The sequence below is a fragment of the Idiomarina seosinensis genome, assembly GCF_003987275.1.
Taxonomy (GTDB): domain Bacteria; phylum Pseudomonadota; class Gammaproteobacteria; order Enterobacterales; family Alteromonadaceae; genus Idiomarina; species Idiomarina seosinensis.
In genome coordinates, this window is the sequence record NZ_PIQF01000002.1 from 259,899 (window position 1) to 283,358 (window position 23,460).

Genomic DNA, 23,460 nt, shown 5'->3' on the forward strand with positions numbered 1-23,460 from the left:
CTTAAAATCTGGCAGGGGCGGAGGGATTCGAACCCCCAACCGTCGGTTTTGGAGACCGCTGTTCTGCCGTTGGAACTACGCCCCTATAAGTCCTGACGAGATTTTCTCGGATCAGGATTGGACGCGGTATTATACCGAAGAAGACGCGCGGCGCAAGCCTTAAGACTCACTTCGTTCGCAGAGCTTTGCTCCGTGCCGGAGCGGCTGAGTGTTGCTTCGCAACGGCTGTTTGGCCCTGCCGGGCCGGCTGTTTATCGCTGCCGCGATGGCTGTTTGTGCGCTTGCTTCGCTTGCGCACGGCGGTTTGCGCCTGCGGCGCGGGGAAAACCAAATAAATACAGTTGTTGTTTGCGCTTTGTTTTTGAATTACCGCGCGAAGCGCAAAAAGCCGGAGCCGCCGAAGGCAGGCTACAAACAGCCATCGCGCAGCGATAAAAAGCCGCTCCGAAGGAGAAAAAAATCGCGAGCCTACAGGCATAAAAAAACCCGGCCGAAGCCGGGTTTTATAAACGTCGAAGCGTTTATTAGTCCATGATTTTCGATACAACGCCCGCACCAACAGTACGGCCGCCTTCACGGATTGCAAAGCGCAGACCTTCGTCCATTGCGATTGGAGCAATCAGCTCTACAACAAACTTAAGGTTGTCGCCTGGCATGACCATTTCTACGCCTTCTGGCAACTCTACAGCACCTGTTACGTCCGTTGTACGGAAGTAGAACTGTGGACGGTAGCCTTTAAAGAATGGCGTGTGACGGCCACCTTCGTCTTTGCTCAGTACGTATACTTCAGCTTCAAACTTAGTATGCGGAGTGATTGTTCCTGGCTTCGCCAGTACCTGACCACGCTCTACGTCATCACGCTTAGTACCACGCAACAAGGCGCCGATGTTCTCGCCCGCTCGACCTTCGTCTAGCAGCTTACGGAACATCTCTACACCGGTAACTGTGGTCTTGGTGGTGTCTTTCATACCAACAATTTCACACTCGTCACCTGTGCGAACGATACCACGCTCTACACGGCCTGTGACTACCGTACCACGACCTGAAATCGAGAATACGTCTTCGATTGGCATGATGAACGGCTTATCGATGTCACGCTCTGGCTCTGGAATGTACGAATCCAGTGCGTCCGCTAATTCAACAATCTTCTTCGCCCAGTCTTCGTCGCCTTCCAGCGCTTTCAAAGCTGAACCCTGGATGACTGGCAAGTCGTCGCCTGGGAATTCGTATTCTGATAACAGTTCACGAACTTCCATTTCTACCAGCTCTAGCAACTCTTCATCGTCAACCATGTCACATTTGTTCATGAATACAACGATGTAAGGTACGCCGACCTGACGTGACAACAAGATGTGCTCACGCGTCTGTGGCATTGGGCCGTCAGTCGCTGCTACTACCAGAATAGCACCGTCCATCTGCGCCGCACCGGTGATCATGTTTTTAACATAGTCAGCGTGACCTGGGCAGTCTACGTGCGCGTAGTGACGCGTTGGCGTGTCATATTCAACGTGTGACGTTGAAATAGTGATACCACGCTCTTTCTCTTCTGGCGCGTTATCGATGGCTGCGAAGTCTTTCGCCGCACCACCGTATACTTTTGCCAAAACAGTTGTAATAGCAGCAGTTAGGGTAGTTTTACCGTGGTCAACGTGACCAATGGTGCCGACGTTTACGTGCGGCTTCGAACGTTCAAATTTTTCTTTAGACATTGCAGCCTCTCTAACAAAATTGTTCGGTGTTTACCTAGACGATATTATTATCGCTACCGGGTGGTTGTCTTGGGGGGACCAAAAGAAATGGTGCTGATAGGCGGATTCGAACCGCCGACCTCACCCTTACCAAGGGTGCGCTCTACCAACTGAGCTATATCAGCACGGATTGTTGTTTGGAGCGGGTGGCGGGAATCGAACCCGCGTCATCAGCTTGGAAGGCTGAGGTAATAGCCACTATACGACACCCGCGAAACAATTTGGGCCACCTCAAAAACCTGGAAATTGCGTGGTGGAGGGGGCAGGATTCGAACCTGCGAAGGCGGAGCCGTCAGATTTACAGTCTGATCCCTTTGGCCACTCGGGAACCCCTCCCAAATGCAATTTAAATTGGTGCCGGCAGAGAGAGTCGAACTCCCGACCTACTGATTACAAGTCAGTTGCTCTACCAGCTGAGCTATGCCGGCACCCCGGTTAGGTGGAGCGCATTCTATGGCACTAAATTTGATAGTGCAATAGTTTCGCGTAAAAAAGTTAAAATTTACTGGTTAAGTGGTCAGTTTTTGACTTTATTGAACAAAATACCAACGGTTTTTGTCGCTATCGCCACGGCTTTTTATCGCTAACCCGATGGCTGTTTGTAACCTGCCTTCGGCGGTTACGGCTGTTTGCGCTTCGCGCAGCAAACACTTAAACAAAAACCTAAATCCAAACAATAAATAACTGTGTTTAGGTGTTAGTGTTTGGTTTTCCCCGCGCAGCAGGCGCAAGCCGCCTGCAAGGCAAACGGCCAACGCCTTAGGCGTTAAGCAAACGGATGACGCAGTACGATCGTTTCCGCGCGATCAGGCCCGGTTGAGATAATATCAACCGGTATCCCGGTAATCGCTTCTATTCGAGCAATGTAGGCCAACGCCTGCGGTGGTAGCTGGTTGTGCTCGGTAACACCGACCGTGCTTTGCTGCCAGCCCTCAAGCGTTTCATAAACCGGTTCGACAATCTCGTAGTCTTCAGCCGCTAACGGTGGATACTCACTAATAGTACCGTCTGCTAGCTTATAGCCCGTGCAAATTTTCAATTCTTCCAGCCCGTCTAAGACATCCAATTTGGTTAGGCAAAAACCGCTAATGGAATTAATTTGTACCGCACGACGCATCGCTACAGCATCTAACCAACCGGTACGACGTTTACGCCCGGTAGTGGCGCCGAACTCATGGCCTTTGACCCCTAAGTGTTGGCCGACATCGCAGTCAAGCTCAGTGGGAAACGGACCGCTTCCTACTCGCGTGGTATAGGCTTTTACGATACCCAGCACATAATCGATGTATCTGGGACCAAATCCAGCTCCGGTAGCCACGCCACCTGCTGTTGTGTTTGACGATGTGACATAAGGATAGGTACCGTGATCAATGTCCAACAGGGTGCCCTGGGCACCCTCAAACATGATCTTATCGCCGTTTTTACGAGCTTTATCCAACATCGCCGGGACATCTGCGACCATTGGTTTTAGTAGCTCCGCAAAAGTTTTGCACTGCGCCAGTACGTCGTCGTAGTTCACGGCATCGGTCTTATAATATTCTGTTAATGCAAAATTATGATATTCGAGTACTTCTTTTAATTTGCTTGCAAAACGTTCTGCATTGAATAAATCGCCAACGCGGAGACCGCGACGTGCGACTTTATCTTCGTAGGCTGGGCCAATTCCCCGACCGGTGGTTCCAATTGCTTCTTTACCTCGAGCTTTTTCACGCGCCTGATCCAGGGCAATATGGAACGGCAAAATCAATGGGCAGGCCTCGCTGATCCGTAATCGGTCTGTTACTGGTACACCTCGTGCCTCCAGCATCTGCATTTCTTCCATTAATGCCTCTGGCGACAGAACCACCCCGTTACCGATAACGCATTGTACATTTTTACGGAGAATTCCCGATGGAATTAGGTGTAAGACGGTTTTTTCTCCATCAATCACCAACGTATGGCCGGCATTGTGACCTCCTTGATAACGAACCACTAAGGTTGCCTTGTCCGTTAACAGGTCAACAATTTTACCTTTACCTTCATCACCCCATTGGGTGCCGAGAATTACAACGTTTTGACTCATGATTGCCCCACGTAAAAAAAAAGCGCGGCAATTCTAACCTTTTGCAGCGCCTTTGTACACGAACACAAAAAAGCCCGTGCCCAAATTTTGTATTTTGAACACGGGCTTTTTGCTTAATTATTGATTAATCTTCAATTTTACCGTTCATGTCCTGCAAATACTTAAAGAAGTCGCTCTCGCCATCCAGCACCAGCATATCAGCGCCCGAGTTAAAGGACTCGGTATAAGCCTGCATGCTACGGATAAACGCAAAGAACTCAGCATCTTTAGAGTAAGAGTCTGCATAGATCTTGGCGGCCTGTGCGTCACCTTGACCACGCAGTTCACGTGATTGGCGCTTAGCATCAGCAAGCATTACGGTCACCCGTGCGTCAACATCAGCACGAATAAACTCTGCCTGCTCACGACCCTCAGAACGGTGTTCGGTAGCGACAGCTTTACGTTCAGCTCGCATACGTTGATAAATTGACTGACTCACCTCATCCGGCAAGTTAATCTGCATAACACGCACGTCGATTACCTCAACACCAAGGTCGCTCGCGCTCTCTGCACCTTTGATTAAGGCCTCACGCATCAGTTCATCACGTTCACCAGAGACGATATCCGCGATGGTACGATTACCAAATTCACTACGTAATCCACTGTTTATCCGTCGGGTCAGCAAAGCCTCAGCCTGCAACACATTACCGCCGTTAGTACTTAGGTAAAAAGTTGAAAAGTCGTTGATACGCCAAATCACGTAAGTATCAACAATCAAATCTTTCTTTTCACTAGTAACGAAGCGATCAGGATCGCCGTCTAGCGTTTGCAGACGAGCATCCAACCTTTTTACCGACTCGATAAACGGTATTTTAAAATGAAGGCCCGGCTCAAACACTCGGGCTTCACCTGTTTCTGCGTTACGTTCCACTTTACCGAACTGGATAAGAATGGCCCGCTCGCCTTCTTTTACTACGTACAGCGAGGAAAGACCCAGTGCGAGTAGTACAATAACAATTATTGCAATCAGGTTTTTCATTAGTCTCTACCTCCACCACGGTTACTGCTGCGACCGCTGTTGCTTGAGCTGCTCGAACTATTGCTGCTGCCCGAGACTTCGGTTGGGACGCGCGACGGTGAGAAAGAGGAAACGTTGCGACCTTGCTTTTCTAAGATCTTGTCTAGCGGCAAGTACATCATGTTGTTGCTGCCTTCTACGTCAACGAATACTTTCGGCGTTTTGCTGTAAAGTTCCTGCAAGGTATCCAGGTAGATACGTTCACGAGTCACTTCTGGTGCCTGCTTATACTGCGGAAGCAATTCGTTAAAGCGTGCCACTTCACCTTGAGCTTCAAGTATAATTTGCTCTTTATACGCTTGTGCTTCTTGCAGCAATCGACGTACCTGACCGCGAGCTAGTGGCTCGACCTCACGAGCGTATGCTTCTGCTTCACGGATAAAGCGCTCTTCATCTTCCTGCGCTGAAATTGCGTCGTCAAATGCGTCTTTAACCGCTTCTGGTGGACGTGCTGGCAGAAGGTTAATATCTACAATCTGAAGTCCCATATTGTAAGGGTTAACCGTCTCTTCTAAAAGTTCCAACGTACTCGCTCGTACATCTTCACGACCGCGCGTTAACACTTCATCCATAGTTGTATGACCAACTACGTAGCGCAGTGCACTATCAGTCGCTTTTGACAACACTGAGTCAGCATTAACCACGTTGAACAGATAGTTGCGTGGGTCAACAACGCGATACTGAACGTCCAGCTGTACCACAACCACGTTCTCATCCTGAGTCAGCATAAAGCCTTCTGTGCTGTCCGAACGAATATTATTGACGTCGACATGTTCGACTGTGTCAATAAATACCGGACGCCAGTGCAGACCAGACTCTACCAATGTGTGGAAGTTACCAAACCGCAATACAACACCGCGATCGGCTTCTTTTACTGTGTAAAAACCGGCAATAAACCAGACAACTAGCGCAATAATAGCTATTAAGCCAACGCCTTTTGCCGGAATACCCGAGTTGCCGCCTGAACCACCACGCTTTTTGCCGCCAAAACCAAATTTAGCGAATAACTTGCGTAATGCCTCGTCGAGATCAGGGGGACCTTGATCTTTACCCCCTTGGTTTTTCCATGGGTCGCGGTCATTATTTCCGCCATTACCCGGTTGGTTCCAAGCCATGGACTACTCCACTTTAGTTTCTAATCTTGCTGTTAAGAATTTTGTGCTACGTACTGGTTCAACTGGTTGTCATATTGCTTTTGTAACTTGTGCCAGTCAACCACTGACATTTTAATTGACAAGTTCAACTGACCAGCCTCATCAACTTGTTCTGCCGTTACGCTATTCAAGCCATATAATGTACCACGAAGTTTACCCATCGAGGGCGGTAATTTTAAGTGTAAATTAACCATTTGCTTGCCCAAACGCTCTTTTAACGCTTCGACGATAAGCTCAAGTCCTTGATCTTGCTGTGCTGATACCCATACTCGCTGGGGTTTGCCTTGTTCGTCCCGATCTATCCTTGGCGCTGTATTTTCAAGCTTATCAATTTTGTTGCAAATCATTAATTGCGGCACATCGCCCGCATCTATCTCGGTTAAAACTTCGCTAACCTGCTCAATATTATCCTGCTGTTGCTCATCAGCCACATCAACCACATGCAGCAACAAACTGGCATCCTGAGTTTCTTGTAGAGTCGCTTTAAAAGCCGCAACCAAATCGTGCGGCAAGTGCCGGATGAAACCCACTGTATCAGCGAGGATAACAGTTCCCACCTCGTCCACTTCAATTTTGCGCAGCGTCGGATCGAGCGTGGCGAATAGCTGGTCGGCAGCATAGACATCAGCACTGCTTAATTGGTTGAATAGTGTCGACTTACCTGCATTAGTATAGCCAACCAAACTGACCGTTGGAATTTCAGCACGTTTTCGGGCACGGCGTCCCTGTTCGCGCTGCTTCTGTACTTTTTCCAGCCGCCGCAAGATATTTTTTATCCGCCCGCGAATTAATCGGCGGTCAGTCTCTAGCTGCGTTTCACCCGGTCCGCGTAAGCCGATACCACCCTTCTGTCGTTCAAGGTGAGTCCAGCCCCGAACCAGCCGCGTGGAAATATGCCGTAACTGTGCCAACTCAACCTGCAATTTACCCTCATGGGTACGAGCGCGTTGAGCGAATATATCCAAAATAAGGCCTGTTCGATCTAACACGCGGCACTGACATACTTTTTCAAGATTACGCTCTTGAGTGGGGGATAAAGCATGGTTAAAGATTACAATGCTGGCCTGCCGTTCTTTCACCATTTCGGCAATTTCTTCAGCTTTACCGCTACCGACAAAAAACTTAGGATTCGGCGCACTGCGCGAGGCAGTTATAATGCCGAGCGTTTTTACACCTGCTGAATCAGCCAGTAATTGTAATTCCGAGAGGTCTTCACGGTCGACTTCGGCGGGTAAGTCCATGTGGACAAGTACAGCGTAGTCGCCACCTTCATATCTGTCGAACAAACTTAAAAGACCTCCTGAGGTTAATTTATTCTGGTGTTTCTACAAAATCATCCGGGTTTTGCTGAGGCAAGTAATTCTGCGGAATACGTGCGGGCACAACAGTTGAAATTGCATGCTTATAAACCATTTGGCTAACGGTATTTTTGAGCAGCACCACGAATTGATCAAACGATTCGACCTGTCCCTGTAACTTGATTCCGTTAACTAGATAGATTGACACTGGGATGCGCTCGCGGCGTAACGCGTTTAAAAATGGGTCTTGTAAAGTTTGCCCCTTAGCCATGCTGGATTCCTTATTTTCGTTATTAATATCCAAATTATTGCCATGGTGTCGTGCTAGCACTAACACAACTTTAATCTACCCTAGACCAGTCATTATTTTTTGCAACATAATTTATGTTTCAGGCAATAAAAATACGCGACAAATTTAACTTTCGATCTATGGGCAAATAAAAAGATTTCAACGGTTTATCGGAAATCTTTTTGGCGATCGTTGTAACAGTGTCGACACCTTACTAGCAACCTGCGGGTCGTCCGTGGTTAGCCAGTCAACATCAGGCCAACCGCGCAGCCAGGTTAACTGTCGCTTAGCCAGCTGCCGAGTTGCGATAATACCGCGCTCGCGCATCGTCGAGTAATCATAATCACCGGCCAAATAGGCCCACATCTGGCGATAGCCGACACTTCGAATGGAGGGTAAATCCGGATGCAGGTCACCACGTTCGTATAGCTCTCTCACTTCGGCTTCAAAAGGCTGCTTTAACATTTGGTCAAATCGTTGTTCAATGCGTTGATGCAAAGTACTTCGCTCCAACGGCGCTATGGCAAACTGATGTATAGGATATTGCAGTTGTCCGTGCCGTTGTTGCGTTAGCTCCGTTAACGTCACACCCGTTAATCGATAAACTTCAAGTGCTCGTAATGTTCTTTGTGGGTCGTTTGGATGAATTCGCTTGGCACTTACCGGATCAACTTGGGCTAACTGTTGATGTAAGCTAGCAAGCCCGTCTCGTTCAAGCTGGTCAGTGAGTTGCTGCCTAATTTTAGGATCAGATTCAGGCAACTGCGACAGCCCTTCCAGTAACGCCTTAAAATAGAGCATAGTGCCACCGACCAATAGTGGAACTCTCTTCCGTTTCAGAATTTGCTCAATTAGACGTGTTGCATCTCGCTGAAATTCAGCGGCCGAATAGCTCTCAGCCGGATCGCATATATCAATTAAATGATGCGGAACCTGTCGCTGTTCGTCCGCCGTTGGCTTAGCTGTACCTATATCCATACCGCGGTAAACGAGTGCTGAATCTACAGAAATAATTTCGCAAGGCAGTTTTTCGCATAGATCCAGCGCCAAAGAGGTTTTCCCCGCCGCAGTCGGACCGTACAAACAAATGACAAAAGGTTCTTTGCTGTTATGCATAAGGGTTACTTGCTCAGTGCTTTGTCAGGTAAAGCAATATTATGGCGATATTCGTTATTCGCCTGAAGTGCATCCAGCCATTGCCGCATCCAGTATTCTGCCTGGGACAACGAATAACTTTCAGGCAGCGCATTAGCGGCCAGCCAGGCAGCAATCTTTTGCTCGTTACCATATTCAACCGCGTGGGTAATCAGTTGTGCACACTTATCCGCCACATTACCGTGTCGGAGCATCGACGGTACGGTGTCAATCACCAATTTATTTGCCTGCATTCGATAACTCAGACCACATCTACTGAGCAGCTCAGCGCAATGATTAAATTGACTGGCACTAACACCTATCGTGCGTAAATCGATAGCGACCTCTATTAACAGCGGCTGCCCACTTAAGCCATGTGAAAGCTGCTGAAGCAGTTGGCTATTCAAAAGCTGCTGATGAACCGCCACTACATCCAGCCACGCAGCTTTGCTATCGTTACGCATTAATAACCAGCACGACTCGACGACCGCTAATGCTTTCCAGTTATTCGCCAGCTCTGTTTCCGCCTGCGTCGTATGACTGTTGACCGCATTCGGTAAGATACTTGGGCCGGCACGATAGCCGGACAAATTCTCGTTCAGTTGAGTCGGCGACTTTTGATAATGATGATGACTCACTGGCTCCGAACTCTGCTCTATTTGAGCCTCTGCTGGAGCTTGCTGTTGATGCAATGCGCTCGCTATCGCCTGCAGAATAAAGTCATGCACTTGACGTTGCTGATGAAACCGCACCTCATGTTTTGCCGGGTGCACATTGACATCCACCTGTTCTGGCGGCAGCCAGAAGTACAACACGTAAGTAGGTACTCGCTCCGGCGGCAAATATCGCTCATAAGCTTGTCTTATTGCATGGCTTAGTAGCTTATCACGCATCATCCGACCGTTCACAAAGCTGTACTGGATATCGGCTTGGTGACGGCATTCATCTGCTGTTGCTATCCAACCATCAAGTTTAAACGGCGTGCCCTCTGATGTAATGGATAACGCGTTATCGGCAAAGTTTTGGCCACACACTTTTGCCAGTCGGCGCCGACGTTGCTGATCATCGTTTTTACGTATTTTAGGGTAGTGTCGGACCCGTTTTGCCTGATGCCATACGGTGATATCTACATCAAAACGACTCAATGCGATACGCTTAATTGTTTCATCAACATGAGAAAACTCTGTTTTCTCTGTGCGCAAGAATTTTCGTCGAGCCGGCGTGTTAAAAAAGATATCCTGAATATCAATCGTGGTACCGTCAGGATGAGCCGCGGGTTCTATCTGCACCGCCATGTCTCTGCCTGACGTCCAGGCTTGCCAAGCTTCGGCCTGCGCCGCGGGCTTGGAAGTTAAACGCAAGCGGGATACAGAACTAATACTGGCAAGAGCTTCGCCACGGAAACCCAGACTCGCTATCGACTCCAGATCTTCCAACGAGCTTATTTTACTGGTCGCATGGCGGCTTAACGCCAACGCTAATTCGTCTTTGCCAATACCACAGCCGTTATCTCTAATTTTAATTCGTTTTACGCCGCCCTGCTCTAATTCTATAGTAAGCTGGTCAGCGCCGGCATCGAGCGCGTTTTCTACTAATTCCTTAACCACAGAAGCAGGCCGCTCTACCACCTCACCGGCGGCAATTTGGTTCGCGAGCTCTATGGGTAACTGACGAATAGACATTAGCGGCTAGGTATTTTTAACTTTTGACCAATGCGCAATACCGAGCTACGCAGGTCATTCTCTCGCTTAATCGCAGATACGGTAGTACCATAACGCTCAGCAATGACCGATAACGAGTCACCAGACTTAACGGTATATTCAGAGTTACTATGCTTTGCCAGGTAGGTATTATCCAGTGGGTTATTCACAAAATACTGGCGAATTCCTTTGTAAACCGCTCTCGCTAACTTTTGCTGATGAGCATTGCTATTCAGTAAACGCTCTTCTGTTGGGTTTGAAATAAATCCGGTCTCAACCAATAGCGAAGGCTTGTCGGGCGACTTTAATACAGCAAAGCTGGCCGCCTGAGGTTCTCGCTTATGCATTTTGGTCACTGCCGACATTTCCCCGATAATATGTCGTGCTGCCGCATAGGCGCCAGCTATCGAGCTATCCATCGACATATCTAACAGGGTTTGTGCCAGAAAAGGTTCATGACCGGTATCTTTTATGATGCTTTCGGCGCCACCGAGCAATTCCGATTTGCGTTCCGTGCCTTCCAGCCAGCGACCGACTTCGGAATCAGCCCGACGTTTTGATAGCACCCAAACCGACCCTCCGCGAGGCTGCGGTGTACGAAAGGCGTCAGCATGAATCGACACAAAAAAGTCAGCCTTTGCCTGCCAGGCTTTCTGCGGACGCTCATTAAGATCCACGTAGTAATCGCCAGAACGTATTAAATAGGCCTGCATACCAGGATCCGCATTAATTAGACTGGCTAACGCCCGGGCAATCTTTAACACCACTGTTTTTTCATAAGAGCCGGTCGGGCCTACAGATCCGGGATCCTCCCCGCCATGCCCTGCGTCAATAGCAATTGTTACTTTTCGATCATTCAGTTCCGAAATAGACTTTGCAGGTCCACTGCGCTCTACTGACTTACCGGGCAAATCAACCACCAACCGGTTCGGATAAGACTCATTCGCGGGCAAAGGGAAAATTTGTGGTTCGCTTTTTTCATTAAGCTCAATAACAATACGTGTGCTGCCAGTGCTTTTCGGTGTGCTGGTTCGGATTAGGTCAAGCAGTAAAGAGTCGTTCCCCAAGTTATCCAGGGCGGTATCTAATCCGGTGTTATTAAAATCGATGACCAATCGCAGCGGATCGCTGCCATACAGCGTAAAGTAGCTATAGTCAGGCGCTGATTTTAAATCGAAAACGACTCTCGTTTTATCGGGTGACGGCCAGACACGCACACTTTCAATACTGTTGTCAGCCGACGCTGCGACAGGCGCCAAAGCCAACAGGCTTAACAACGCTAGCTGAAATAATCCTAAAAAAATACTGCGTCTCATAATTGTGCTAATAATTCTTCCGCTTTCGATGATTGCGCGTGCAAGTGAATGTCGCGTCCATTATCCAGATAAGCTATCTCGATCTGCAAATCAGCAGCTGGTAACCATCCAGCGCCTTTTTCAGGCCACTCAATAAAATTAAGAGTATCCTCTGCAAAATAATCTCGGATGCCCATATACTCAAGCTCTTCTGGATCGGCCAGCCGGTATAGATCAAAATGATGTATCCGCCAACCTTTCAATTCGTAGGGCTCAACTAAGGTATAAGTCGGACTCTTAACGGCGCCCTGATGGCCTAAGGACTGAATGATACCACGACAAAATGCGGTTTTTCCGGCGCCCAGTTCACCTTTTAGATAAATAACAAATGGCGGCGTTATTAACTCAGCAAAACGTGCTGCAAATGAAAAAGTTGCAGATTCATCGTCCAGCCTAAAAGTCGTCTCAGAGATTTTAGTCATTGCCATCGTTACCAAATTCACTCTCATCTTTACCATTCACTAGCTGCCGTAACGGACCTAATAAATCACTTGCCAGTGTTCCTCGACAACCGTCTTTCGCTGCTATTTCGCCTGCAACTGCGTGCCAATATGTTGCTGCGATTAGCGCTTGTTCAGGAGCAAGTCGCTGCGCCACTAACGCAGCAATAACGCCGCTTAAGCAATCGCCCATACCGCCACTGGCCATAGCTGGGCTACCTCGCGCTACTATAAAATTACCACGTTCGCTGGCAACTAGACTACCTGCGCCTTTTAATAACACCTGCCCCTGATACTTTTTACGCAGTTGTTCGACCGCAGCAAACCTATCCTGTTCCACCTCTTTAGTGCTTTTTCCTAATAGCCTTGCGGCCTCACCAGGATGAGGCGTTAGTATAAACCGCTCTGATGATAAATTTTGTTCCGCTAATAAATTAAGCCCATCAGCATCGATGAGGATAGGTGTGGAAGTTTTCATTACTGCGTCAAATAATTTTTTAGACCAGTCATCAGTACCAAGACCAGGTCCTAGCACCACGACGCTTGCTCTTTGTAGCAGCGGCTCTAACTGTTTTGCTGACTCAACCCCATGAACCATGCCTTCGGCTTGAGCTGATGATACCACGCTAGTATTGGTCGGGTGACAGGCAACCGATACTTTACCTGCACCTGTTCTTAATGCTGCTTGCATTGCCAGCGTGACAGCGCCAGGCATTCCTGGATGTCCACCAACAATTAACACATGACCAAAATCACCTTTTTGAGAGTTTATCTGACGTTCACCAAGCCAGTGGTGATAGTCAATTCCTCCGGCAAGGAACCATTCCGCCGTTTGCTGTTGCTGGAAGTGTGAACCAACCCCCAGTTCAGCCAAGCTGATTTTTCCACAATAATGCCGAGCGTCCGATGTATACATACCCCGTTTTTTAGCAATCATCGTGACCGTTCGCTGCGCTTTGATCGCCGCACCTGTCAGCGTGCCGGTGTCCGCGTTAATACCTGATGGAATGTCCACCGCGATAACCGGCAGGGCCGAATCATTTACAGTTTTCACCCAGTCTGCGAGCTTACCTTCCAATGGTCGGCTAAGACCAACACCAAATACCGCATCGATAACGGCATCAAAGTTGTCTGGGTTAAAGTCGGTAAAATCCGATTCGTTATTGTTAGCGTCACGCCATGCCTGCCGAGCATGATGGGCATCATTATTATCAATATCCGTTAGTTCTGCGCCAGCTTTTAAGGCGAATACTGACACTCGATAGCCGGCCTGCTGCGCAAGCCTTGCGATGACATACCCATCACCACCATTATTCCCTTCGCCGCAAAATAGTGCCAGCCTTGCATGCTCAGGCAGCTCACGCTGTATTTGCAAAAACACAGCTTTACCAGCAGCTGCCATTAATTGCCGCATACTTACACCCGCTTGCTCAGCGGCCTGTTTTTCGCCGTTCTGAACCTGTTCTGCGCGATAAAGACTTTGTGATAAACTATCGTTATAGTTCGTCGTATTCGACACCTTAACGCCTCCTTAAGATGAGTTCTTTTCCATGTCCGACCAACGATTTACGCCTAGTTTATCAGAACATCAGCTACAAGCTTTAGCAGACGATATTAAACGCTGGGGAGCAGAACTTGGCTTTCAAAAAGTCGGTATTACCGATCTTGATCTTAGCCAACATGAGGCTACCTTACAGCAGTGGCTGGATAAAGGCTATCACGGCGAAATGTCCTTTATGGAGCGCCATGGGATGCTGCGGGCGCGACCAGCGGAGCTACATCCCGGTTCGGTTCGGGCAATTTCGGTAAGGATGAACTATCTGCCTGTCGAAGCCGGCTTCGCAAAAACTCTGAACGATTCAAAACTGGGCTTTATTTCACGTTACGCGCTTGGCCGTGATTATCATAAGTTAATGCGAAAACGGCTAAAGCAGTTGGGCGACAAAATAAAAGCAGCTTTTGAGGATACTGACTTTAGGCCCTTTGTTGATTCTGCACCAATCATGGAAAGACCACTCGCCGAAAAGGCAGGGCTTGGCTGGACAGGAAAGCATACGTTGATACTGGATCGGGACGGAGGCTCGTGGTTTTTTCTTGGGGAACTGCTAATTAATCTGCCACTGCCGGTTGACCAGCCAGTCACCGAAGGTTGCGGTAGTTGCACCGCCTGCATGACAATTTGCCCGACCAATGCCATTGTTGGCCCTTACGAACTTGATGCCAGGCGCTGTATTTCTTATCTCACTATCGAATTGAAGGGTTCCATTCCGGAAGAGTTGCGTCCATTAATGGGTAACCGAATTTATGGCTGCGATGACTGCCAGCTTATTTGCCCCTGGAACCGTTATGCGCAGTTAACCGAAGAAGCCGATTTTAATCCCCGTCAGTACTTACATAGCCCACAACTAATAGAACTGTGGCAGTGGAGTGAAGAGCAATTTATGCAACGCCTGGAAGGTTCACCGATTCGCCGTATCGGCTTTGATTGTTGGTTAAGAAACTTAGCAGTCGCGCTTGGTAATGCAGAGCCGGATGCAGAAATCATCACCGCTCTGGAGCAGCGCAGCGGACAGGTTAATGCCATGGTCCAGGAGCATATTGACTGGGCTCTAGACCGTCAGCGCCAAGGCACGGCGACTGTTACCAAACAACTAAAACGATTGGTTAGGGCAGTTGAAAAAGGGCTTCCGAGAGACGCTTAAAGCTGCTAACTATTCGGGCTTAAACACCCCGATAACTTGGTCAAACTCCCGCTCACTACCACCACCCTGTTGTTTGGGTTCGCTAAACCGATGCTTACAGGAAACACATTCAACCTGCTCAATATCGTTCTCGATAAACAGCATTAAAGTATCCATTGCTTCACATTTAGGGCATACGGCTCCCGCAATAAAACGTTTTTTCTGTCTGGTCAAAATGACTCCTGTGCCCTATGGCAGCTTGAATGATAGAATGCATTCTATTCTACCGTATCTACGGTTAACGATAAACTCAATCAGTCAGGCACGGAAGTTACACAGCATATGATCACAGCAAATAATCTGACATTAATGCGCGGCGGCGATGTCCTCTTTGAGAGCAGCGAGCTACAAATCTTTCCACAGCACAGAGTTGGACTGGTTGGGAAAAATGGTTGCGGCAAGTCATCATTATTTGCACTGATGCGGGGCCAACTGCAGGCAGATACGGGTAATCTGCAAGTCCCTTCAAAATGGCGTATTGCCAGTGTTGCTCAAGACACGCCCGCGCTCGATCAGACAGCTTTGGATTATGTCATTGACGGCGACCAACCGTTCCGCCAGCTGCAGCGAAAACTGAGTGAAGCAGAAAAAAATGGTGATGGTCACCTGATTGCAGAGCTGCATGATCAGTTGGGAGCGATAGGCGCTTACGATATCGAGCCACGCGCCAGTTCGATGTTAGCCGGACTCGGCTTTACTCAGACTCAACTTAAAAACCCAGTTAAATCCTTCTCCGGCGGTTGGCGTATGCGCCTTAATTTAGCCCAGGCATTAATGGCAAGAGCAGACTTGCTGTTACTTGATGAACCGACCAACCACCTGGATGTTGATGCTATTTTTTGGTTAGAGGATTACCTTAAGCGCTTTCCTGGAACACTGATTCTAATTTCTCACGATCGAGACTTTCTGGACGAAGTTTGCACCGATATAGTTCATATTGAGCACCAACGCCTTAATTCTTACCGCGGCAATTACTCACAGTTTGAGGCGCAACGAGCCGAGCAAATAGCCCAGCAGCAAAGCCAATATGAGAAGGCACAAGCAATGCGCCAACATTTGCAAGCTTACGTTGACCGGTTTCGATATAAGGCGAGCAAAGCGAAACAGGCACAAAGCCGTTTAAAAGCTATCGAAAAACTACCTTTGCAAGCACCGTTACGGGCTCAGTCAGATATCGACTTTCGCTTTTTTGAACCACAACAATTACCGAACCCATTAATGAGTCTGCGCGATGCTAAAGCTGGCTACGGAGACACCATTATTCTCGATGCAATAAAGTTAAATTTAGTACCAGGTACCCGTATGGGCCTGTTGGGTCGCAACGGTGCCGGTAAATCAACTCTCATTAAATTATTGTCTGGAGATCTGACTCCGCTCGCTGGTGAGCGTAATGTGAGTAACGGTTTAAAAATCGGTTACTTCGCTCAGCATCAGCTGGAAACTCTGGATTTGGCTGCTTCGCCCTTGCTTCATTTGCAACGCATGGACGCAACGGCCTCCGAGCAGTCATTGAGAGACTTTCTGGGAGGCTTCGGCTTTTCCGGGGACTTTGCGACTCGGGCTGTTGAGCCAATGTCCGGCGGCGAAAAAGCGCGCCTGGCGCTGGCACTGATTATTTACCAAAGGCCCAATTTGCTACTGCTTGATGAACCTACCAACCACCTTGATCTGAGTTTGCGAGATACGCTAGTGACAGCTCTGCAAGACTATCAAGGCGCACTGATTGTCGTTTCTCATGACCGGCACTTGTTAAGAACCACCGTCGATGAGTTTTACCTGGTTGCCGACAAGCAGGTTCAGCCTTTTAACGGCGACCTTGATGACTATCATCAATGGCTGCAGCAACAAGCCGCTGCAGACACTAAAACAGAACGCAAGAGTTCTATTACTGGCAAAAATGATCGGAAGCAGCAAAAACGAGTTGAAGCTGAGCTTAGAAAAGCCTTAGCGCCGTTAAAAAACAAGGTTAAAAAATACGAAGATCAAATTACCCGGCTGGAGCAACAGTTAACGGAGATTGAGCTGCAGCTGGAGGACGCATCACTGTATGAAGAACAGAACAAAGGCCAATTGGATACTATACTTGCTCGCCAGGCAAAGCTCAGCAACGAGCTGCAAGATCTCGAACAAAGCTGGATGGAAGCAGAGCACAACCTAACTGAGAAACAACAAGCCATTGAACAACAAGGCTCTGCTTAATGCATCAATTAGCTCGGTTTTCACCCCCTAAAGGGTTTAAGAATCCCCACTTGCAGACACTCTTACCGCGCGTGCTATTTCGCCAGCGTCCATGGTCAGGAGACTGGCAGACATTTGAACTCAGCGATGGCGATTTTGTCGAGCTGTGTTGGTATCAAAAGCCTGACAATAACTCGACTCGACAACCTATATTGTTATTATTCCACGGTTTGGAAGGCTCAGTCGAGTCGCCTTACATTTGGCAGACAATGCAACTCGCCGCTAAACAGGGGTGGCTAACTCTTGTGATGCATTTCCGCGGCTGTGGTCAACAGCCAATTAATCGGCTGCCAAGAGCTTATCATTCCGGAGATACCGGCGATGCCAGCGAAGTCATTCAATACCTTGCCTGCAATTATTCTGATAGTCCGCTACTCGTCGCTGGTTTTAGTCTGGGTGGTAATATGCTTTCCCAGCTACTCACAACGCATTCTGCAACCGCTGTTAAAGCCGCCACTATTTGCTGCGCTCCATTCAATTTGCATGCCTGTTCAGAACGCATCGACAATGGCTTTTCGAGGTTTTACAGACGTTATTTGTTAACGCCGTTAAAACAGAAAGTCACCAAAAAAATTTCGCTGGGTATAATCCCTCAGCGTCATCCGATCGCTAACCTTGATATCAAGTCGATGACCAGTTTTTTTCAATTTGACGATCAGGTTACTGCGCCTCTGCATGGCTTTTCTAATGTCGATGATTATTACCAAAAAGCCAGCGGCAAACAATTTTTACCCGAGATAAAAACACCAACACTTATCATTCATGCGAGCGACGATCCTTTTATGAGCGAAGCTGTCATTCCCTCGAGCAAAGAGCTGCCAGCAAGCGTGCGTTATGAGTTAAGTGCTCGTGGTGGCCATATCGGCTTTATCGAACGACATAAAGGCCAGTGGCAGAGCTGGCTACCGCCTCGTTTAATTCAGTTTTTTAAGGAGCAATTACAATGAGAGTGCCTTGGGACGCATTAGATGACGAAACTTTAACCAACCTGCTGGAATCGGTCGTCTTACGCGAGGGGACTGATTACGGTGCTCAGGAAATGAGTTTTTCCGGAAAAGTTGAGCAACTGCGACAGCGATTAAAATCAGGTGAAGCCGTTATTGTTTACTCGGAGCTGCACGAAACTATCGACATTGTGGCCCCCGGACAAATAATGGCTAACGAAAACGAGGCGGACGAGCAATAAATATTTTTTGCCAGTCGACACGCTGGTCACCGAGTACTAAAAAGTTAGGGTTCAACAAGCTGACCGTCTGGTTATAAGTAATAGGCTCAAAGTTTTCGTTAAGCAAACAGCCTCCCGCCTCAACGACTATAACCTGAGCGGCAGCAGTATCCCACTCACCCGTTGGCCCAAGCCGCAAAAAACAATCGGCTTTACCTTCAGCAATAAAGCACGCTTTCAACGAGCAACTACCAGCGGGCAATGGTTGTAACTCGCGCTTGGTCTGGATTCGGTTTAATACCGGCCCGCGCGACTGACGACGGCTAATAGCGATAATTATTGGATCCGATTGTGGATCATCTAACCGTCTTACGGATATCGAACGGGTGCCCGTTACTGTGGTTTTAAAAGCCCCCTGCCCGCTCTCCGCGAAGTACAAACTATCTCCAGCGGGCCAGTAGATGACCCCTATTCGTGGCTGGTTCGACTCGATGAGCGCAATATTAACCGCGAAGTCGCCCGAGCGCGAAATGAATTCCTGAGTGCCATCAATAGGGTCAATTAAAAAATAACGTTGCCATTGCCGCCGCTCATTGTAGCTTTCGTGCTCACTTTCCTCGGAGATGACTGGAATATCGGGGAAGACTTCTCGCAGTCGCTCAACAATCAACTCACTCGCCGCCAGGTCAGCGCTGGTTACTGGCGATTCATCTGGCTTTTCATAAGTCGCAAAGTCGCCCCGCTCGTACGCTTGCATAATACGCACGCCGGCTTCTCGTGCAATCTGGCTTATTGCCTCCAACATTTGCTTATAGACCTTTATTGCGAAGCATCATTAACAACGCAGTTAAACTTCTTGCTTCAGTAAAATCAGGCTGCGCCAACAATTGATCAATATCCGCAAGTTTCCAGTGAACCTTTTCTAGTGGCTCGGGTTCATCGCCCGGTAATTGCTCTGGATACAAATTGTTAGCCACAAATAATGTCATCTTAGCCTGAAAAAACTGTGGCGCCATAGTCACCTCAGTTAAGCGCTCTAGTGACTCGCAACCAAAGCCGATTTCCTCTTTTAACTCACGCTGCGCAGCCTCTTCCGGCGACTCACCGGGATCAATCAGGCCTTTTGGAAAGCCCAACTGATATTCGTGCATTCCGGCAGCGTACTCACGAATTAAAATCATAGTTTCGTCATCAATAAAAGGAACGACCATAACCGCACCACGACCACTACCCTGCATCCGCTCAAACTGTCTTTGTTCACCGTTGCTAAAGCGTAAATCAACCGCCTCAATTTTTAACAACCGACTTTGGGCAACTAATTTGCGAGATAATATTTTGGGGACTTGTCGTGATGCCATAACCTTTTACTGCTCCACAGCCAATACTATGATCTACTATAACGACTCTGATGACAGAAACCAGTCACAATTAAGCGAACGGATCAGCCGACATGACGATAACACACCAGAGTGATAATATGTTCGTCAGAATACGCAACTGAAGCCGGGAGAATACGTGGGTAAAAAGCCAGCAACAGAGACTAATTTTGATGCAGTAGTAATAGGTACCGGGCCCGGCGGCGAAGGTGCCGCTATGCAACTGGCCAAAAGTGGCAAAAAGGTCGCCGTAGTAGAACGCCATCAGTCGATTGGCGGTGGCTGCACACACTGGGGAACGATACCCTCTAAGGCACTGCGTCATTCGGTCAGCCGATTGATTGAATACAACAACAATCCTTTGTTTAGCGGTGTTGGATGGCAGCGCGGCATGACGTTTTCTCAAATTCTGAAGTACGCATCCGGCGTTATTCGCAAACAAGTAAAATTGCGCAGCTCGTTTTATCAACGCAATGACGTTACCGTTATTCATGGAGCAGCATCTTTCATTGACCAAAATCGACTGAAGGTCACAAAGAATGACGGCTCTTTTGACTATTTGAACGTCAAGCAAGTTGTGATAGCAACGGGTTCCAGGCCCTACCACCCAGATGATGTCGACTTCACCCATCCAAGAATTTACGATTCGGACACAGTACTGTCTCTGGACAAGGATCCTAAGACAATTTTGATCTATGGAGCAGGCGTAATCGGTAGTGAATACGCCAGTATTTTCCGTGGCATGGGTGTGAAGATAGACTTGATTAACCAGCGGGATAGGCTGCTATCGTTTTTGGACGCCGAAATTTCGGATGCAATCAGTTATCACTTGCGTAATAACGGTGTGGTTATTCGTCATAATGAAGAATATGAAAGCATTACTGGGCATGATGATGGCGTCGAATTAAAAACCAAATCCGGCAAGTTGATGAAGGCCGACTGTTTGTTATTTGCCAACGGCCGCTCGGGTAATATAGAAGCGCTTAACTGCGAGGCCGTGGGGTTAAAACCCAATTACCGAGGGCAACTAGAGGTGGATGAAAATTATCGAACAGCCGTTGAGAATATCTACGCAGTGGGTGACATTATCGGTTACCCAAGCCTTGCAAGTGCAGCTTATGATCAAGGCAGAATTTGCGCTACAGCAATGCTCAACGGAAGTTGCGACGAAGCACTGATCAGCGATATTCCAACTGGAATTTATACGATTCCGGAAATTAGCTCAGTGGGAAAAACAGAAGAAGAGTTAACTGCCGCCAAAGTGCCTTACGAAGTCGGCCGAGCGCAGTTTAAACATCTTGCACGAGCACAAATATCAGGCAACGATGTCGGCTGCCTTAAACTGCTGTTTCATCGTGAAACTAGAGAACTGCTGGGGCTTCACTGTTTTGGCGAACGGGCTTCCGAAATTATTCACATTGGCCAAGCCATTATGGAGCAAAAAGGCGGTGGTAATAGCATAGATTACTTCGTCAATACGACCTTTAATTACCCTACGATGGCAGAGGCATACCGAGTAGCTGCTCTCAACGGCATTAACCGCCTATAGTAACCGGAGAGTGAGGACGGGCCATGCTTTCTCACTCTCCAATTAACCCTGCTGTGGTAATGACACGGTTACACATAAACCAGCATTTTCCACATTTTTCATGCTGATATAACCATCGTGACGGTCGACAATCCGTTTGATGATAGCCAGCCCTAACCCTGAACCGACACCACCGCGAGCTTTGTCGCCCTGCGTAAATGGTTGAAATAGTTTTTCTTGCTCAGTCTCGGGGATCCCGGGGCCATCATCAGTAACAGAAAACCAGACACTGCGGCGCTTTTTATTATAGCCGGACTTGATCCATACATTTTTCTTACCATAGCGCTCAGCATTCTCTAACAGATTAACAGCCACCCGCTTAACGGAGAGCGGCCTTAACATGACGCGCGGACATTGCCCAAGCTCAACGTGAAACTGCTTTTGCCAAGAGTCCGGAAGGTTCGCCACGGTTTGTTCAAGTAACTCATTCAACGACTCGTGACTTGAAACTTCCTGCTGATCAAGTCTTACATAGTCAATAAATTGGTCGATGATATCGTTCATATCGTCGATGTCTTCAGCAATCCCTTGAGCCAAATAATCTTCAGATTCCGGCATCATTTCAGCAGCCAAACGAATTCGCGTTAATGGTGTACGTAAGTCGTGGGAAACCCCCGCCATCAACAAGTTACGATCATTTTCCAGCTCCTGAATACCCCGCGACATTCGGTTAAAAGCCTGAGTTACCGATACAATTTCACTAGCCCCTTTCTCCGGAAGCTGCGCTGGAAACTCTCCCCGACCGACTAGCTTAGCCGAATTTTCCAACGCTTTGAGCGGGCGGTTTAACCAGTTGGCGAATAACACCCCGCCAAAAACACTGAGCACGCCAATCACTAATAAATAGATGACTAGCGGTGAAAACTGCCCGGATGTCAGGCTATTTAACGGAACGCGAATCCAGTAATCGGGAGCTTGCGGTGGTTTCACCCAAACATAAAACTTTTGTCCCTGAGCGATACGAACATCGGCTTGTCCACCTAACTCAGCAGACATTAACTCTGATAGATAGCCATAATAGGTTGTTTGTTGAAGCCCTTCCTCGAGTGACTTTTCATTCGAAAAAACGCGAATTCCGGTCGCTTCATGAAACGCTACCGCTAACGATTGTTCTTGTTGGCCGGAGGTCAATGCCGACTCAGTAATGAACATCGTCTTTATCTGTTTAGCAACCAGTTGAGTAATCTGTTCTATAGATGGCTTAACCACATAATTACTGACCATCAGGTAAGATACCAGTTGGTTGAGTAATAGTACTAAGGCAAGTAGGCCGACAGTTCGCGCAAACGCAGATTTAGGAAAAAGCTTCATTTAGTTTTTTAGTAGCCCATCCGGCACAAATACATAACCAAGTCCCCAAACAGTCTGAATATAACGAGGCTTTGCCGGGTCGACTTCTAACATCCGGCGTAATCGCGATACCTGTACATCGATCGAACGCTCCAGCGCACTGTAATCGCGACCTCGGGCAAGGTTCATTAGTTTATCTCTGGACAGCGGTTTACGCGGGTGGGTGACTAAAGCTTTTAATACAGCAAACTCACCGCTGGTTAGTGGCAAGGGCGTGTCGCCATCGAACATTTCACGAGTACCAAGGTTCAGTCGGTAGGTTCCAAAAGTGACTTCTTCATCATCTTGACTTGGCGCTCCGGGAGCTTCTGTTCCTCGGCGTCTCAATACTGCTCGTATTCGAGCAAGCAGTTCGCGGGGATTGAAGGGTTTCGCCAAGTAGTCATCGGCCCCAAGTTCCAGCCCTATGATTCGGTCAACTTCGTCCCCCTTTGCAGTCAACATGATAATTGGAATGTGATTGTTATTTTGACGTAGCCGCTTACAAATAGTCAGCCCATCTTCTCCCGGCAACATTAAATCAAGAACCATCAAGTGGAAGTTTTCACGGGTTAAGAGCCGATCCATTTGTTCAGCGTCCTGGGCTACCCTAACCTGAAAGCTTTGTTCATTTAAGTAACGCTCCAACAAGCTGCGCAGGCGAGCATCGTCATCTACGACTAAAACTTTTAGAGTTTCCTGAGTCATTTCATTATTCCTGTCGATAGAACCTGTTATTAACATACACGCACAGTCAATTTTTAAGAAGCGATTGAGTGTTAATAA

22 protein-coding genes and 5 tRNA genes are annotated in these 23,460 nt (G+C 48.1%); 6 read left to right on the top strand and 21 right to left on the bottom strand.

Translation table 11 applies throughout. The annotated features are described in order from the left end of the window. Positions 1–9: 9 nt before the first annotated feature. Positions 10–85: transfer RNA gene (locus CWI81_RS07545), tRNA-Trp, on the bottom strand. 123 nt (positions 86–208) lie between these two features. On the opposite strand from CWI81_RS07545, the gene CWI81_RS07550 reads away from it, so the two are divergent. Then, positions 209–535, top strand: a complete 327-nt coding sequence (locus tag CWI81_RS07550; protein WP_126784702.1) for a hypothetical protein — start codon at positions 209–211, stop codon at positions 533–535. Here CWI81_RS07550 and tuf read toward each other — a convergent pair. The 15 genes from tuf to CWI81_RS07625 form a co-directional block, all read right to left on the bottom strand. Then, positions 525–1,709, bottom strand: coding sequence for an elongation factor Tu (gene tuf / locus CWI81_RS07555; protein ID WP_126784691.1), 1,185 nt, complete (start codon positions 1,707–1,709; stop codon positions 525–527). The genes CWI81_RS07550 and tuf overlap by 11 nt on opposite strands. A gap of 88 nt (positions 1,710–1,797) precedes the next feature. After that, positions 1,798–1,873: transfer RNA gene (locus tag CWI81_RS07560), tRNA-Thr, on the bottom strand. 13 nt (positions 1,874–1,886) lie between these two features. Further along, positions 1,887–1,961: transfer RNA gene (locus CWI81_RS07565), tRNA-Gly, on the bottom strand. Positions 1,962–1,999: 38 nt separating this feature from the next. Then, positions 2,000–2,084 (bottom strand) — tRNA-Tyr (locus CWI81_RS07570). 16 nt (positions 2,085–2,100) lie between these two features. Beyond that, positions 2,101–2,176, bottom strand: a tRNA-Thr gene (locus CWI81_RS07575). 338 nt (positions 2,177–2,514) lie between these two features. Next, the gene (locus tag CWI81_RS07580) at positions 2,515–3,810 is read right to left on the bottom strand and encodes an adenylosuccinate synthase (RefSeq protein ID WP_126784703.1); all 1,296 of its coding nucleotides are present in this window, start codon (positions 3,808–3,810) and stop codon (positions 2,515–2,517) included. A 124-nt stretch (positions 3,811–3,934) separates the two neighbouring features. After that, positions 3,935–4,828, bottom strand: coding sequence for a protease modulator HflC (gene hflC / locus CWI81_RS07585; protein WP_126784704.1), 894 nt, complete (start codon positions 4,826–4,828; stop codon positions 3,935–3,937). After that, on the bottom strand, positions 4,828–5,982 hold the full coding sequence (gene hflK, locus CWI81_RS07590; protein WP_126784705.1) for an FtsH protease activity modulator HflK: 1,155 nt from the start codon (positions 5,980–5,982) through the stop codon (positions 4,828–4,830). The genes hflC and hflK overlap by 1 nt, the downstream gene beginning before the upstream one ends. Positions 5,983–6,014: 32 nt before the next feature. Beyond that, positions 6,015–7,307 carry a ribosome rescue GTPase HflX gene (hflX, locus tag CWI81_RS07595; protein ID WP_126784706.1) on the bottom strand — a complete coding sequence of 431 codons (1,293 nt, stop codon included), beginning with the start codon at positions 7,305–7,307 and terminating at the stop codon, positions 6,015–6,017. Between the two features lie 25 nt (positions 7,308–7,332). Further along, entirely contained in the window at positions 7,333–7,590 is a 258-nt protein-coding gene (gene hfq / locus CWI81_RS07600; protein WP_126784707.1) for an RNA chaperone Hfq, read from the bottom strand. Between the two features lie 177 nt (positions 7,591–7,767). Beyond that, complete coding sequence (gene miaA / locus CWI81_RS07605; RefSeq protein ID WP_126784708.1) at positions 7,768–8,724, bottom strand: tRNA (adenosine(37)-N6)-dimethylallyltransferase MiaA; 957 nt, start codon at positions 8,722–8,724, stop codon at positions 7,768–7,770. 5 nt (positions 8,725–8,729) lie between these two features. Continuing rightward, a complete protein-coding gene (gene mutL / locus CWI81_RS07610; RefSeq protein WP_126784709.1) occupies positions 8,730–10,424 on the bottom strand; it encodes a DNA mismatch repair endonuclease MutL in 1,695 nt (564 codons plus the stop codon). Then, a complete protein-coding gene (locus CWI81_RS07615; protein ID WP_126784710.1) occupies positions 10,424–11,758 on the bottom strand; it encodes an N-acetylmuramoyl-L-alanine amidase in 1,335 nt (444 codons plus the stop codon). The genes mutL and CWI81_RS07615 overlap by 1 nt, the downstream gene beginning before the upstream one ends. Continuing rightward, positions 11,755–12,219 (bottom strand): tRNA (adenosine(37)-N6)-threonylcarbamoyltransferase complex ATPase subunit type 1 TsaE, encoded by a 465-nt coding sequence (gene tsaE, locus CWI81_RS07620; protein WP_126784711.1) that lies wholly within the window; start codon positions 12,217–12,219, stop codon positions 11,755–11,757. The genes CWI81_RS07615 and tsaE overlap by 4 nt, the downstream gene beginning before the upstream one ends. Further along, complete coding sequence (locus CWI81_RS07625; RefSeq protein WP_126784712.1) at positions 12,212–13,756, bottom strand: NAD(P)H-hydrate dehydratase; 1,545 nt, start codon at positions 13,754–13,756, stop codon at positions 12,212–12,214. The genes tsaE and CWI81_RS07625 overlap by 8 nt, the downstream gene beginning before the upstream one ends. Positions 13,757–13,787: 31 nt before the next feature. Here CWI81_RS07625 and queG point away from each other — a divergent pair, with 31 nt between their 5' ends. Continuing rightward, the gene (queG, locus tag CWI81_RS07630) at positions 13,788–14,939 is read left to right on the top strand and encodes a tRNA epoxyqueuosine(34) reductase QueG (protein WP_126784713.1); all 1,152 of its coding nucleotides are present in this window, start codon (positions 13,788–13,790) and stop codon (positions 14,937–14,939) included. 9 nt (positions 14,940–14,948) lie between these two features. Here queG and CWI81_RS07635 read toward each other — a convergent pair whose 3' ends face one another. Then, the gene (locus tag CWI81_RS07635; protein ID WP_126784714.1) at positions 14,949–15,152 is read right to left on the bottom strand and encodes a YheV family putative zinc ribbon protein; all 204 of its coding nucleotides are present in this window, start codon (positions 15,150–15,152) and stop codon (positions 14,949–14,951) included. Between the two features lie 108 nt (positions 15,153–15,260). Between CWI81_RS07635 and CWI81_RS07640 the strand changes: the two genes are divergently transcribed. Genes CWI81_RS07640 through CWI81_RS07650 form a run of 3 tightly spaced genes read left to right on the top strand, consistent with a single transcriptional unit; the run spans position 15,261 to position 18,402 of the window. Then, positions 15,261–17,177, top strand: coding sequence for an ATP-binding cassette domain-containing protein (locus CWI81_RS07640; protein ID WP_126784715.1), 1,917 nt, complete (start codon positions 15,261–15,263; stop codon positions 17,175–17,177). Beyond that, on the top strand, positions 17,177–18,163 hold the full coding sequence (locus CWI81_RS07645) for a hydrolase (RefSeq protein ID WP_126784716.1): 987 nt from the start codon (positions 17,177–17,179) through the stop codon (positions 18,161–18,163). The genes CWI81_RS07640 and CWI81_RS07645 overlap by 1 nt, the downstream gene beginning before the upstream one ends. Further along, positions 18,160–18,402, top strand: a complete 243-nt coding sequence (locus tag CWI81_RS07650; RefSeq protein ID WP_126784717.1) for a YheU family protein — start codon at positions 18,160–18,162, stop codon at positions 18,400–18,402. The genes CWI81_RS07645 and CWI81_RS07650 overlap by 4 nt, the downstream gene beginning before the upstream one ends. On the opposite strand, the gene cysQ is transcribed toward CWI81_RS07650, so the two are convergent. Further along, positions 18,374–19,186, bottom strand: coding sequence for a 3'(2'),5'-bisphosphate nucleotidase CysQ (gene cysQ / locus CWI81_RS07655; RefSeq protein ID WP_126784718.1), 813 nt, complete (start codon positions 19,184–19,186; stop codon positions 18,374–18,376). The genes CWI81_RS07650 and cysQ overlap by 29 nt on opposite strands. Before the next feature lie 4 nt (positions 19,187–19,190). After that, positions 19,191–19,739 (bottom strand): ADP compounds hydrolase NudE, encoded by a 549-nt coding sequence (gene nudE, locus CWI81_RS07660; RefSeq protein ID WP_126784719.1) that lies wholly within the window; start codon positions 19,737–19,739, stop codon positions 19,191–19,193. 157 nt (positions 19,740–19,896) lie between these two features. Here nudE and sthA point away from each other — a divergent pair, with 157 nt between their 5' ends. Next, positions 19,897–21,306: a Si-specific NAD(P)(+) transhydrogenase gene (sthA, locus tag CWI81_RS07665; RefSeq protein WP_126784720.1), complete on the top strand. Its 1,410-nt coding sequence runs from the start codon at positions 19,897–19,899 to the stop codon at positions 21,304–21,306. Positions 21,307–21,348: 42 nt separating this feature from the next. Here sthA and envZ read toward each other — a convergent pair whose 3' ends face one another. Both envZ and ompR read right to left on the bottom strand, forming a co-directional pair. Then, on the bottom strand, positions 21,349–22,656 hold the full coding sequence (envZ, locus tag CWI81_RS07670) for a two-component system sensor histidine kinase EnvZ (RefSeq protein ID WP_126784721.1): 1,308 nt from the start codon (positions 22,654–22,656) through the stop codon (positions 21,349–21,351). Continuing rightward, complete coding sequence (gene ompR, locus CWI81_RS07675; RefSeq protein WP_126784722.1) at positions 22,657–23,382, bottom strand: osmolarity response regulator transcription factor OmpR; 726 nt, start codon at positions 23,380–23,382, stop codon at positions 22,657–22,659. Positions 23,383–23,460: the final 78 nt, after the last annotated feature.